The organism is Bradyrhizobium stylosanthis, from assembly GCF_001641335.1.
Taxonomy (GTDB): Bacteria; Pseudomonadota; Alphaproteobacteria; order Rhizobiales; family Xanthobacteraceae; genus Bradyrhizobium; species Bradyrhizobium stylosanthis.
Map to the genome: position 1 here is coordinate 1,406,872 of NZ_LVEM01000002.1, position 12,382 is coordinate 1,419,253.

At 67.0% G+C, this 12,382-nt stretch carries 15 protein-coding genes; 12 read left to right on the forward strand and 3 right to left on the reverse strand.

Annotated features, from left to right (window positions below; translation table 11 throughout):
* Positions 1-132: 132 nt before the first annotated feature.
* The 7 genes from A7X65_RS18515 to A7X65_RS18545 all read left to right on the forward strand — a co-directional run bounded on the left by A7X65_RS18515 (position 133) and on the right by A7X65_RS18545 (position 6,152).
* Complete coding sequence (locus A7X65_RS18515; RefSeq protein ID WP_063687193.1) at positions 133-1,536, forward strand: TldD/PmbA family protein; 1,404 nt, start codon at positions 133-135, stop codon at positions 1,534-1,536.
* Entirely contained in the window at positions 1,523-2,332 is an 810-nt protein-coding gene (locus A7X65_RS18520; protein WP_063687195.1) for a 3'(2'),5'-bisphosphate nucleotidase CysQ, read from the forward strand. The genes A7X65_RS18515 and A7X65_RS18520 overlap by 14 nt, the downstream gene beginning before the upstream one ends.
* Before the next feature lie 61 nt (positions 2,333-2,393).
* Positions 2,394-2,636, forward strand: coding sequence for a DUF4170 domain-containing protein (locus tag A7X65_RS18525; protein ID WP_063687197.1), 243 nt, complete (start codon positions 2,394-2,396; stop codon positions 2,634-2,636).
* The gene (locus A7X65_RS18530) at positions 2,633-3,346 is read left to right on the forward strand and encodes a lysophospholipid acyltransferase family protein (RefSeq protein ID WP_063687199.1); all 714 of its coding nucleotides are present in this window, start codon (positions 2,633-2,635) and stop codon (positions 3,344-3,346) included. Before A7X65_RS18525 ends, A7X65_RS18530 begins: the two co-directional genes overlap by 4 nt.
* Complete coding sequence (locus A7X65_RS18535) at positions 3,309-4,655, forward strand: 3-deoxy-D-manno-octulosonic acid transferase (protein WP_156527864.1); 1,347 nt, start codon at positions 3,309-3,311, stop codon at positions 4,653-4,655. The genes A7X65_RS18530 and A7X65_RS18535 overlap by 38 nt, the downstream gene beginning before the upstream one ends.
* A complete protein-coding gene (lpxK, locus tag A7X65_RS18540; protein ID WP_063687201.1) occupies positions 4,648-5,673 on the forward strand; it encodes a tetraacyldisaccharide 4'-kinase in 1,026 nt (341 codons plus the stop codon). Before A7X65_RS18535 ends, lpxK begins: the two co-directional genes overlap by 8 nt.
* Before the next feature lie 173 nt (positions 5,674-5,846).
* The gene (locus A7X65_RS18545) at positions 5,847-6,152 is read left to right on the forward strand and encodes a hypothetical protein (protein WP_063687203.1); all 306 of its coding nucleotides are present in this window, start codon (positions 5,847-5,849) and stop codon (positions 6,150-6,152) included.
* 16 nt (positions 6,153-6,168) lie between these two features.
* Here the strand turns inward: A7X65_RS18545 and A7X65_RS18550 are convergent, their stop codons facing one another.
* Positions 6,169-6,396, reverse strand: coding sequence for a DUF2093 domain-containing protein (locus A7X65_RS18550; RefSeq protein ID WP_063687205.1), 228 nt, complete (start codon positions 6,394-6,396; stop codon positions 6,169-6,171).
* A 161-nt stretch (positions 6,397-6,557) separates the two neighbouring features.
* On the opposite strand from A7X65_RS18550, the gene A7X65_RS18555 reads away from it, so the two are divergent.
* A complete protein-coding gene (locus A7X65_RS18555) occupies positions 6,558-7,382 on the forward strand; it encodes a dienelactone hydrolase family protein (RefSeq protein WP_063687207.1) in 825 nt (274 codons plus the stop codon).
* A gap of 205 nt (positions 7,383-7,587) precedes the next feature.
* Positions 7,588-7,737 (forward strand): hypothetical protein, encoded by a 150-nt coding sequence (locus A7X65_RS42670; RefSeq protein ID WP_167358256.1) that lies wholly within the window; start codon positions 7,588-7,590, stop codon positions 7,735-7,737.
* Between the two features lie 188 nt (positions 7,738-7,925).
* Here the strand turns inward: A7X65_RS42670 and xseA are convergent, their stop codons facing one another.
* Positions 7,926-9,551 carry an exodeoxyribonuclease VII large subunit gene (xseA, locus tag A7X65_RS18560; protein ID WP_063687809.1) on the reverse strand — a complete coding sequence of 542 codons (1,626 nt, stop codon included), beginning with the start codon at positions 9,549-9,551 and terminating at the stop codon, positions 7,926-7,928.
* A gap of 139 nt (positions 9,552-9,690) precedes the next feature.
* Between xseA and A7X65_RS18565 the strand changes: the two genes are divergently transcribed.
* The 3 genes from A7X65_RS18565 to A7X65_RS18575 all read left to right on the forward strand — a co-directional run bounded on the left by A7X65_RS18565 (position 9,691) and on the right by A7X65_RS18575 (position 11,764).
* Positions 9,691-10,701, forward strand: a complete 1,011-nt coding sequence (locus A7X65_RS18565) for an alpha/beta hydrolase (RefSeq protein ID WP_063687209.1) — start codon at positions 9,691-9,693, stop codon at positions 10,699-10,701.
* A 204-nt stretch (positions 10,702-10,905) separates the two neighbouring features.
* A complete protein-coding gene (locus A7X65_RS18570) occupies positions 10,906-11,460 on the forward strand; it encodes a hypothetical protein (RefSeq protein WP_063687211.1) in 555 nt (184 codons plus the stop codon).
* A gap of 4 nt (positions 11,461-11,464) precedes the next feature.
* Complete coding sequence (locus A7X65_RS18575) at positions 11,465-11,764, forward strand: winged helix-turn-helix domain-containing protein (RefSeq protein ID WP_063687213.1); 300 nt, start codon at positions 11,465-11,467, stop codon at positions 11,762-11,764.
* 24 nt (positions 11,765-11,788) lie between these two features.
* Here the strand turns inward: A7X65_RS18575 and A7X65_RS18580 are convergent, their stop codons facing one another.
* Complete coding sequence (locus A7X65_RS18580) at positions 11,789-12,355, reverse strand: hypothetical protein (protein ID WP_063687215.1); 567 nt, start codon at positions 12,353-12,355, stop codon at positions 11,789-11,791.
* Positions 12,356-12,382: the final 27 nt, after the last annotated feature.

Consider the following 12,382-nt stretch of genomic DNA (forward strand, 5'->3'; position numbering starts at 1 on the left):
ACGAGACGTTGCGCGCAAGGAGCGAATCTGAGCTTTTTGCAGGCTGATAATGCTTGAAGTCCGCACCATTTGGGCACATCTGGTGGGTTCGGCCGTTCCGAGCCCGATCCCCGCCCCAACAGGATTTCGTTTGTGAACCCTTCACCAAGCTCGACGCTTTCGCCCCAGGATTCTTCCAAGGCCAATCGCGACCTGTTCGATCAGTCCGCGCTGTCCGATCTCGCACTGCGCCTGGTGGAGGCGGCCAAACGCGCCGGGGCGGATGCGGCCGATGCGGTCGCGGTGCGCGGCGTCTCCCAAGGGGTCGAGGTGCGCGACGGACGCGTCGAGGAATCCGAGCGCTCCGAGGGCGACGATGTCGGCCTGCGCGTGCTGGTCGGCCAGCGCCAGGCGGTGGTCTCGACCAACGATGTCAGCGGCGATGCCGTGACCAAGCTTGCGGAACGCGCGGTGGCGATGGCGAAGGTTGCGCCATCGGACAAATATGTCGGCCTCGCCGATCCCGCGCTGCTCGCGCGCGACTTCCCCGATCTTGATCTGCTCGATCCCGATGTGCCCGCGACCTCTGAGCTCGAACGCCGCGCGCTCGCGGCCGAGGCCGCCGCGCTCGCGGTGAAGGGCGTCACCAAATCGGGCGGCGCATCGGCTTCCGCCGGCATGGGCGGCATGGTGCTCGTCACCTCGACCGGCTTCCACGGCTCTTATCTTCGTTCCAGCCAGGGCATCTCGGCCACCGCCATCGCGGGCGAAGGCACCGGCATGGAGCGCGACTACGATTTCACCTCCGCGCCGCATGGCGCCGATTTGCTGTCGCCGGAAGCCGTCGGCCGTTCCGCCGGCGAGCGCACCGTGGCGCGCTACAATCCGCGCAAGGTCGAGACCTGCAAGGTGCCCGTGGTGTTCGATCCGCGCGTCGCCGGCTCGCTGGTCGGCCATCTCGTCGGCGCCATCAACGGCGCCTCGATCGCGCGCAAGACCAGCTTCCTCAAGGACAAGCTCGGCCAGCAGCTGTTCGCGAAGAACATCCGCATCGTCGACGATCCCCTGCGCAAGCGCGGCCTGCGCTCGCAGACCTTCGACGCCGAAGGCGTTGCGGTGAAGAAAATGGCGCTGGTCGACGAGGGCGTGCTGACGACCTGGCTGCTCGACTGCGCCACGGCGCGTGAGCTTGGGCTCGCCACCACCGGCCACGCCCATCGCGGCGTCTCGTCGTCGCCCTCGCCGGGCCCGTACAATCTGCATCTCGAACCCGGCACGCCGACGCCGGCCGAGCTGATCGCCGACATCAAGCAGGGCTTCTACGTCACCGACCTGATCGGCTCGGGCGTGAACGGCGTCACCGGCGATTACAGCCGCGGCGCCTCCGGCTTCTGGATCGAGAACGGCGAGATCACCTATCCCGTCAGCGAGGTCACGATCGCCGGCCATCTGTTCGAGATCTTCAAGTCGATGCAGCCGGCCAACAATCTCGAATTCCGCTACGGCATCAATGCGCCGACGGTGCGCATCGAGGGCTTGACGCTTGGCGGACGTTGACGCGCACGACACGATCCTGGCGCATGACGCGGCGCTGCTGAAAGACACGGTGCGGGAGGCGGGTGCGCTGGCGCGCTCGATGTTCCGCACCGAGCTGAAGAAGTGGATCAAGGGCGCCTCCTCGCCGGTGTCGGAGGCCGACATCGCGGTCAACGATCTGCTCGAAGCGCGGCTGCGCGCCGCGACGCCGGATTACGGCTGGCTGTCGGAGGAGAGCGCCGACGATTCCACGCGGCTGTCGCGGCGGCTGACCTGGGTGGTCGATCCCATCGACGGCACGCGCAACTATCTCAACGGCCATGACGAATGGTGCGTCAGCGTCGCGCTGGTCGAGGACGCAACGCCCGTGCTCGCTGCGGTGTTCGCGCCGACCTGCGAGGAGTTCTTCCTTGCGGTCCGGGGGCAGGGCACGACGCTGAACGGCAAGGCCGTGCGGGCGACCTCCGGCACCGCGCTCGACTTCTCCCGCATGGCCGGCCCCAAGCCGATGGTCGAGCGGCTCAATGCCTCGGGCGGCGACATCAAGCTGCACCCGCGAATCGGTTCGCTCGCGCTCCGGCTCTGCCGGGTCGCCCATGGCGCGCTGGATGCGGCTTTTGCGGGCGGCAACAGCCATGATTGGGACCTTGCGGCGGCCGATTTGATCGTGCAGGAAGCGGGTGGTAGGATGAGCGACCTCTCCGGAGACCCCATCCTCTATAACCGCAGGGAAGTTACGCACGGGGTGCTGGTGGCAGCGGGACGCGATCGTCATGCGAGCATTGTCGCGCATTTTCGAAATCGCCCCTTAGCCTAAAGCGCTGCCGTCGTGCTTGTCGGACACTGCTTTGCCGGGCAGCCCATTAGGAACAGAACCCATGCCAGATAGCGCCCCGCAGCAACTGCTTCACCTCGTGATCGGTGGCGAGCTCGTCGACCTCGAGCACAACACCTTCAAGAACCTCGACGACGTCGAGATCGTCGGCCTCTATCCGAACTATGCGACGGCGCACACCGCCTGGCGCGCCAAGGCGCAGAGCACGGTCGACAATGCGCAGATGCGCTATTTCATCGTCCATCTCCACCGGCTGCTCGACCCGAATCAAGAACCGGCGCGTTGAAAAAACTGCTTCGCAATACGCTGCGAAGCAGCTTCGTTCAGCGTGCCGTCGGGATCCTGGCGGCCGAATATCTGCGCTTTGTCTGGAAGACCAACAGGTTCACGTTCGATCCGCCCGACGTCTACGACATCGTCGAGCCGCAGATCCCTGCGATCTTCGCCTTCTGGCACGGCCAGCACTTCCTCACCCCCTTCATCAAGAACAAGGACTCCTACAAGGCCAGGGTCCTGATCTCGCGGCACCGCGACGGCGAGTTCAATGCGATTGCCGCCGAGCGGCTCGGCATCGGCACCATCAGGGGTTCCGGCGACCATGGCGGCGCCTTCCACCGCAAAGGTGGTGTGGGCGCCTTCAAGGAGATGGTGCGCACGCTCCAGGACGGTTGTAATGTCGCGCTGACAGCCGATGTCCCCAAGCGCTCGCGCGTGGCCGGGCTCGGCATCATCATGCTGGCACGGGAATCGGGGCGGCCGATCATGCCTTTCGCGATGGCGACGAGCCGCTTCATCCGGCTCAAGAACTGGGACCGCACCACCATCAATCTGCCGTTCGGGCGGGGCGCCCTGGTCGGCATCAAGGAAATCCACGTTCCCGCGGACGCCGACGCCGCCATGATGGAGACGCTGCGGCAGGAGCTCGAGGACACGCTGAACGAGGCGACCCGGCGCGCCTATGCGCAGCTCGGCCGTCCGGGACCGGAAGATGCCTAAATCGCTGCCCATCGCGCTGCCGATCACGCTGCGGATGTATCGGCGCCTGGCGAGCGGCCTGGTGCCGATTGCGCCTGCGCTGATCAAGCGGCGGCTGAAGCAGGGCAAGGAAGACCCCGCGCGCGTCGGCGAGCGGCGCGGCCTGTCCCGCGACGTGCGACCGCACGGCCCGCTGGTCTGGATCCACGGCGCCAGCGTCGGCGAGGTGCTGGCCGCGGCCGCCCTGATCGAGCGCCTGCGCGATCTGAACCTGCGCATCCTGCTCACCTCGGGCACGGTCACCTCGGCCGCCGTCGTCGCCAAGCGCTTCCCGCCCGACGTCATCCATCAATACGTGCCGTATGATTCCCCGCGCTACGTCGCGCGCTTCCTCGACCATTGGCAGCCGTCGCTGGCGCTGTTCATCGAATCCGATTTGTGGCCGAACCTGATCCTGGCGGGCGCTGCGCGCCGCGTGCCGATGGTGCTGATCAACGGGCGGATGTCGCCGCGCTCCTTCCCGCGCTGGCGCCGGATGTACGGCACCATCTCGGCGCTGCTGTCGCGCTTCGACATCTGCCTCGCGCAGTCGAAGACCGATGCGGAGCGCTTCTCCGCGCTCGGCGGCCGCGACGTCGTCACGACAGGCAATCTCAAGCTCGACGTGCCGGCGCCGCCGGCCGATCCCGCCAAGCTCGAACGGTTGATGGCGATGACGCGCGGACGGCCGATCATCGTCGCCGCCTCGACCCATCCGGGCGAGGACGAGATGCTGGTCGCCGCGCATCGCAACCTCGTCGGCTTCTTCCCGCAACTCCTCACCGTGATCGTGCCGCGGCATCCCGATCGCGGCTCGTCGATCGCGGGCCTGATCACGGCGTCCGGCCTGAAGCCCGCCTTGCGCTCGCGCGAGGAATTGCCGACGGCCGCGACCGATATCTACGTCGCCGACACCATGGGCGAGCTCGGCCTGTTCTACCGCCTGTCGCCGATCGTGTTCATGGGCGGATCGCTGATCCGCCACGGCGGGCAGAACCCGATCGAGGCGATCAAGCTGGGGGCCGCCATCGTCCACGGTCCGCACGTCTTCAACTTCGCCGACGTCTACGAGGCGCTCGATGCAAGCGGCGGCGCGCGCCAGGCCGACACGCAGGAGCTTCTGGTCAAGCAGCTCGGCCAGCTGCTGGCCGATCCCACCGTGCGCGACAAGATGCAGCGCGCAGGTCACGGCGTGGTCGAGGATCTCGGTGGCGCGCTCAATCGCACCATGACCGCGCTCGAGCCTTATCTGCTGCAATTGCGGATCGAGATGGGAGCCGCCAATGCGTGAGCCGGCCTTCTGGTACCGGCCACGTTCCTTCAAGTCGCACGCGTTACGACCGCTGGGTGCACTCTACGGCGCGATCGCCGAACGGCGCATGCTGCGCAAGGGCTTCGACGCCGGCATCCCCGTGATCTGCGTCGGCAATTACCATGTCGGCGGGGCCGGCAAGACGCCGACCGTTCTCGCCTTGACGAAGCTGCTCCGCGAGCTCGGCGAGACGCCGGTGGTGCTGAGCCGCGGCTATGGCGGGAGCCTGAAGGGCCCTGTCATGGTCGACCGCGAGCGGCACGATGCTTCCGACGTCGGCGACGAGCCGCTGATGATGTCGCGCGACGTCCCTGTCAGCGTCGCGCGCGACCGCCTCGAAGGCGTCGCGCTGGCGAAATCGCAAGGCGCGACCGTGGTCCTGATGGACGACGGCTTTCAGAACCCGAAGCTGCTCAAGGATGCCTCGCTGATCGTGATCGACAGCGAGCGCGGCCTCGGCAACGGCAAGGTGTTTCCGGCCGGTCCACTGCGCGCGCCGCTGAAGCCGCAGCTCGCGCGCACCGACGCGCTGGTCGTCATCGGCGACGGCCACGCCGCGGACGGCGTTGCGGCCGAGCTCGCCAGGCGCAACAAGCCCGCGCTGCGCGCGCGGTTGAAGCCGGATGCGGCCTCGCTGGCGCAGCTGTTCGGCAAGCGGGTTTTCGCCTTCGCCGGCATCGGCGATCCCGAGCGCTTCTTCAGGACATTGCGGGCGAGCGGCGTCGATGTCGTCACGAGCCGCGCCTTTGCCGACCACTACCCGTATTCCGAGCGCGACATCGAGGTTCTCTGGGACGACGCCAGGCGCGACGGGCTGACGCTGGTGACGACGGAGAAGGACCTTGCCCGAATCCACGGTGGCGATGGGATGTTGCCCTACGTGGAAGGAATTGCGCCGTTCAAGGTGACGCTGGAGTTCGACGACGCCGATGCGCTCCGGCGGCTGATCAGCGATCATCTCTACAAGGCCCGCGAGCGCCGTTTCTCCAGGCGATGATCCCGCAACACACGCTGCTCTCGTAGGGTGGGCAAGGCGAAGCGTGCCCACGATCCGCTCACGTCGGCGCGAGGTGGTGGGTACGCTGCGCTTTGCCCACCCTACGGCAGTTCGCCATTCAGCCGACATTCATCGCAAGACTCCTATCGATCTGTTCCGATCAGGAGAATGCGATGAAATTGCCGTCCGCCGCCGTTGCCGCCAGCCTTGTGTGTCTGATTGTTGCGCCCGTGTTCGCGCAAACGGCGGCGCCGTCGGCTGCTCCCGGCACGGTGCCGGTTCCCTCGGCCAAGCGCGTCACCTGTCTTGCCACCACGGCCAGTCTGAAGGGGCAGGACAAGCGCGACCAGATGCAGCTCTGCATGGCGCAGGCGCGCGTCGATTGCCTGAAGCAGGCGATCGATCAGAAGGTCGTCGGGGAGACCAGGAAAAGCTTTATCAAGACCTGCGTAGGTGGAGATGCCACGGAGCAGCACTAGCAGCGCACGCGCGGCCTCACGGCTGCGGCTTCGGCGCGCCCGGGAAGTGCCGCTGCAGCACGGCGGCAGGGGTGGCGTAGGCTTCCTGCAGATCCACGCTCCAGTACTTCAATTCGTCGAGCGGGATCCGCGTGTCGGTGATGGCGCAGCGCACGAAGGTGCCCGGCGAGATCACGCGAAAATCGCCGTCGAGATATTGCACCTGCGCTTCGCCATGGCCGGAAGAGCCGAACTTGTTCAGCACGGTCGAGAGTCTCCGTGGAAGGCCCGTAAGGGCACGATGTGTTGGACGGGATGTAGCATAGATAGGGTGGCTTGTCCGCCCGTTAAACCCACCGGTTTGTGATGTTTTGGCGCCGTTTCCGCGTGATAGTGCTGAGCCGAAGGATACCACGGCAGAGTCCGATGCGCCTTCCGTTAGCCGCCTTGTTCCTGACATTGCTGATGTCGGCCGCGCATGCGTCGCCTGCGCCGCAGCAGGTCGATATCCCGTTGTCGTCGGGCGTCCTGCACGCGCAGCTCTACAAGCCCGAGGGCGAGGGGCCGTTTCCGACCGTGATCGCGCTGCATGGCTGCGGCGGCCTCGGCGCTCATTCCGATCCCGTGCTGCCGCGCTATCGCGACTGGGCCGAGCGGCTGCTTAAGGCAGGCAATGCCGTGCTGCTGCCGGACAGCTACGGCTCGCGCGAGCTCGGGCCGCAATGCCGCATCAAGGAGAGCCACGTCAAGGCGCGGCGCGAGCGCGTTGCGGACATTGCGGCCTCGCGCGCCTGGCTGATGAAGCAGGCCTGGGTGGCGCGCGACCGCATCAGCCTGATCGGCTGGGCCAACGGCGCCAGCGCGCTGCTCTGGGCCGTGCGCCCGCAGAGCGCGGCGCGCGACTACGGGCCGGATTTCCGCGCCGCGATCGCGTTCTATCCGGACTGCCGGATCTCGGCGGGCCTGGGTTGGAGTGCGCGGGTGCCGACGCTGGTGCTGATCGGTGCCGATGACGACGTATCGTCGCCGCCGGCCTGCCGCCAGATGGTCGACGGCGCGCGCGGCCGCAGCGCGCTCGCGCGCATCGTGGTCTATCCCGGCGCCTATCACGATTTCGACCGTGCCAATACGCCGCTGCACGCGGCCAGCGCCAGCAGCGATGCCACGGCGCCCGAGCACGGCCATCTCGGCACGGATGCCGAGGCGCGCGCGGAGTCGCAGAAGGACGTTGCGGAATGGCTGGCGCGGTAGTGTAGCCCGGATCAGCGAAGCGATATCCGGGACAGTCGAACTCAAGCGGGGCCGCCCGGGGAACAACGTCAGTCGGACAGCCCCGCATCGACCACCGCCCTGCACGGAGAATGGCCGACCGTGAATCTACGGATCGCGCCTTGATGCGGTTTCAGCGCGTGGCGGTGCCATCATTCGACCACGATCTCGACTAAACGCATCTCACATGCGCAACCGCATCACACTCTTCGCTTCCGCCCTGATCGTCTTCACCGTCGCGGTCTTCCTCTACGAAGCCCACGCCGGCGCCCCCATGCGCGCGCCGGAACATTGCGGCTTCTGGACCACGATCGACGCGGGATTGTCCTGCCGGTAGGGGGGCGCGGGCTCCCTTCTTGCGTCGTCCCGGCGAAGGCCGGGACCCATAACCCCAAGGCGGGGTTTTGCGAAGACTCGTTGGTCGGGACTGACACCCCGCGCGCTCGATAGATTCCGCGGTATGGGTCCCGGCCCCCCGTGCGCAATTGCGCACTAGGCCGGGACGACGCTGAGAATATTGCGAGCTTAGAACAAGCTGCCCTGATCGACCGGTTTCGCCACACGCTTCGGCGCGGGTTTTGTCTCCTGCGCAGCGGCCGGCTTCTGTTGCGCCGGTGCACGCTTTGCTGCCGGCGCCGGGCGATCCGCATCCGCGGTCGCGCCGACACGGCCGTCCGCGAACTCGATCTCGAGCCGCGCGCCGGGGCCGATCGCGTCCGCCGCGTGCAGGGGATGGCCGGCTTCATCGCGCACCAGCGCGAAGCCGCGCGCGAGCACGCTGCGATAGGACAGCGCGGAGAGCAGCTTGCCGCTGTTCTCGACACGGGCCTCCAGCCGCTGCATCAGCGTGACCAGCGCGCGGCCGGCGCGCTCGGATAGGCGCTGCGTGCGCTCGCGCTGGCGCGCAATCGCGTTGCGCTGCGCCTGCGCATTCGACAGCTTCGAGGCGCGCAGGCGCACCTCCAGCCCGGCAAAGCGGTCGCGCCGCTGCCGCAGCAGCGAGCGCGCGGACAGGCCAAGCCGCTCGCCGCACACGGTGAGGCGGTGATCGGCCTGCGAGATCTGGCCGTGCAGCACCCGCAGCGTCAGCTTGGAGCTCGCCGCGGTAAACCTGCGGAAATGCGCATGCGTATTGGCCTTGAGGCCGCGGGGCAGGGCGCTGCCTGCCGAATCCAGCCGCTGCCGCGGGATCGCCAGCAGATCGCCGGCCGACGGCAGCGCGCGCGCGGCGGCACGCAGCTCGTTGCGGCGGCTTTCCTGGGCGCGCTGCCAATAGGCATGGGTGCGCCGTCCGAGATCGGCGACCTCGACGAACAAGTCGCTGCGCACCGGCACCGCCATCTCGGCCGCGGCCGTCGGCGTCGGCGCGCGCTTGTCGGCGACGAAGTCGATCAGCGTGATGTCGGTCTCGTGCCCGACCGCCGAGATCAGCGGGATCATGCTCTCGGCCGCCGCGCGCACCACGATCTCCTCGTTGAACGACCAGAGATCCTCCAGCGAGCCGCCGCCGCGCGCGACGATCAGCACGTCCGGCCGCGGAATCTTGCCGCCTTCCGGCAGCGCGTTGAAGCCGCGGATCGCGGCCGCGACCTGCTCGGCCGAGCCTTCGCCCTGCACCTTCACCGGCCACACCAGCACGTGGCGGGGAAAGCGGTCCTCGAGGCGATGCAGGATGTCGCGGATGACGGCACCGGTCGGCGAGGTCACGACGCCGATCACCTCGGGGAGCCACGGCAGGAGCTGCTTGCGCGCCTCGTCGAACAGGCCTTCGGCGGCGAGCTTCTTCTTGCGCTCCTCCATCAGCGCCATCAGGGCGCCGATGCCGGCCGGCTCCAGCGCCTCGATCACGATCTGGTACTTGGATGAGCCCGGATAGGTCGTGAGCTTGCCGGTGGCGATGACCTCGAGCCCCTCCTGGGGCTTGAAGCGCATGCGCCCGTGCACGCCCTTCCAGATCACCGCCTCGATCTTGGCGCTCTCGTCCTTGAGCGCGAAATAGCAATGGCCGGAGGAGTGGGCGCCACGGAAGCCGGAGATCTCGCCGCGGACCCGGACATGGCCATAGGTGTCCTCCACGGTCCGCTTCAGGGACTGCGAAAGCTCGGAGACGGTGAATTCGAACGCGTTGTTCAGTTGTTCCGCAGGCGGCATCGGCAAACGATTCGGCATTTTGGGGTCGGACCCGACGTTAAGGATTTTCGCCTGATAGCGCCAATCCCCTGGGTTGATCGGAAGAGTACTCTGCAGTATAGAGTTCTCTATTGTTGATGCGTTTTGGAGAGGTCGAGCCATGGCGATCCGGCTGCTGCGCGGCGTTTTGAACGGACTGAAATGGGCCCTGTGTGCGGTCGGCGCCGTGGCGCTGATCCTGGCCGCGATGATCGCAACGCCGCTGCAGCGGCCGCCGGAGATGCGATCGGTGTCCGATTCCGCCAAGGGAATCGACTGGTCCACGCTGCCGCCGCTGGAGCGGTTTCAGGCCCGTGACGGGACCTGGATCGGCTATCGCCATTACCCGCCGGGCGGTGCGGCGACGGGCGGCGGCGCCATCTTCATCCACGGCTCCTCAGGCTCCAGCGGCACCGTCAACCATGCGCTGACCCATGCCATTGCCGCGCGCGGCGTGGAGACCTGGGCGCTCGACATCCGCGGCCACGGCGGTTCCGGCACGCGCGGCGACATCGGCTATGTCGGCCAGCTCGAGGACGACCTCGTCGATTTCGTCGCCCATCTGCGCAAGACGGCGCCGGACCTGCCGCTCACCTTGATCGGCCATTCCGCCGGCGCCGGCTTCTCGCTGCGCGTCGCCGCGACGCCGATCATGCAGGACATGTTCGTGCGCACCGTGCTGCTCGCGCCCTATCTCGGCTATGACGCGCCGACCAACCGGCCCAATGCCGGCGGCTGGGCCAGCATCGACCTCCCGCGCTTCTTCGGACTGACCGCGCTGCGCAAGCTCGGCATCGATTGCTGCTCGCAGCTTCCGGTGCTCGCGCTGGCGGTGCCGCCGACCTCGGCCAAGTACCTCGTCTCCACCTATTCCGATCGCCTGACGCGCAATTACGCGACGCGCGGCTATCGCATCGATCTTCCGGCGACGACACGTCCGGTCACGATCTTCGGCGCCGGCGAGGACGAGATGATGATCTCGGACAAATATGCGGAGACCGTGCAGGCCATCAAGCCGTCGGTCGACGTCAAGATCATCGACGGCATCAACCACATGGGCATCGTCACCAATCCGAAGGCGGTCTCCGCGATCGCCGAGGACGTCGCAACGCGCGGGGGCGGGCAGTCATGAGGCAAAACGCGCGCGCAGCCATCCTTCGAGACGGCTGCTTCGCAGCCTCCTCAGGATGAGGACCGGAAGTGTGGCAGTTGTTTCACAACCAAAACCTCCTCGAAGCCTCATCCTGAGGAGCCCGCCAAAGGCGGGCGTCTCGAAGGACGAGGCGCGCGCTCAGGTGTCACCGCGTGTCATACGAGATAGCAGGGACAGAAAGACATGATCGACAGCAAGGAGGCGTCCGCAGCGCTGGCCGATATCGACGACATCGTCCAGCGCGTGAAGCAGTCGCAGCTCTACGAGCTTGCGAGCCTCGCGGCGGTCTGGTGGGGCGTGCTGGTGTTCGCAGCCAATCTCGTCACCTGGCTCTGGCCGCTCTGCGCGGTCTACGCCTGGGTCGCCACGGATGTCGTCGGCGTCGGCGGCATGGTGGCGCTCCGCGTCCTCAATCCACCGCGACACCCGCACGGCGCAGCCTTCGACGTCAGGCTGCTGCTGGTCTTCGTGCTGTTCTTCGCCTTCGGCTATCTCTGCACCAATGTGATCGGCCATTTCGGTCCGCGCCAGCTCGGCACGTTCTGGCCGCTCTATTTCATGTTGTTCTACACGATGGCGGGCCTGTGGTTCGGTCATGCCTTCGTGGCGATCGGTCTCGGCATCGCCGCGCTGACCTTGATCGGCTTCTTCACGATCGGCGAGGCGTTCCCGCTCTGGATGGCCTTCGTCAACGGCGGCGGCCTGATCCTCGGCGGCCTCTGGATGCGGCGGATCTAGCGGCATGGCCGAGCTCGACGACATCATCCACCAGCCGCTGCGCCTGAAGATCATGGCCGCGTTGAACGCGCTGCCCGCGACCTCGGGCCTGGAGTTCTCGCGCCTGAAGAAGCTGACGGGCGCGACCGACGGGAATCTCGGCGCGCATATCGAGACGCTGGCCAAGGCCGGCTACGTGTCGGTCGAGAAGGCCTTCGTCGGCAAGAAGCCGCAAACCACGGTGACCGCCACGGCGGCGGGCCGCGGCGCCTTCGCGAGGCATGTCGCGACCTTGCAGGAGATCATCGCGGGGAAGCAGGTTTGACCGGCGCTCGCAGCAATCGCTGAATTATAACCCAAGCGCGACCTCGGCCCATTTCAACATGCGGTCGCTATTGAGAAACGCCAGCACTGCCGGCTCGAGTGACGCAGGCGCGCCCGGTCCAATCAGAGCCGTCGCGACCACCATGTCGCAACGCTGATTGAAGGCGAGCGAAAGCGCGGTGTTGCGACTTCCCTCGACGCGATAGCCGCGGCTGCGGCCGCGCATCGGGCCGACGATGATCTCTCGACCGGCACCGGTCGGCGTCGCCTTGCCGATCAGCGCCAGGTCGCCCATTTGATCGAGGTCGCCATCATCGGCGACGCCGGTGGCACAATTGCAAAAGCCGAGTTTGGCGCGAACATAGAGCTGGACCTCGCCGCCGCAATCGTCGGCCTTGCAGCGGAACGCCTTTCCTCTGCCCCAAGGATCTGCGTCGAAAGGCCAGTCGGTTTCCGTCCACACCGGGCGGACTTCGTCGGGTGCCGCTGTCGCGCGTGCCGGTTCGCCGGATCGCAATATCCAGAAGGCAGCGACAGCGCAGAGCAGTGCTGTGGCTGCGCTGATCGCGACGAATTTGCTTGTCAGGCGCATTGAAGCTGCCGCAGCACCTTTGCTAAA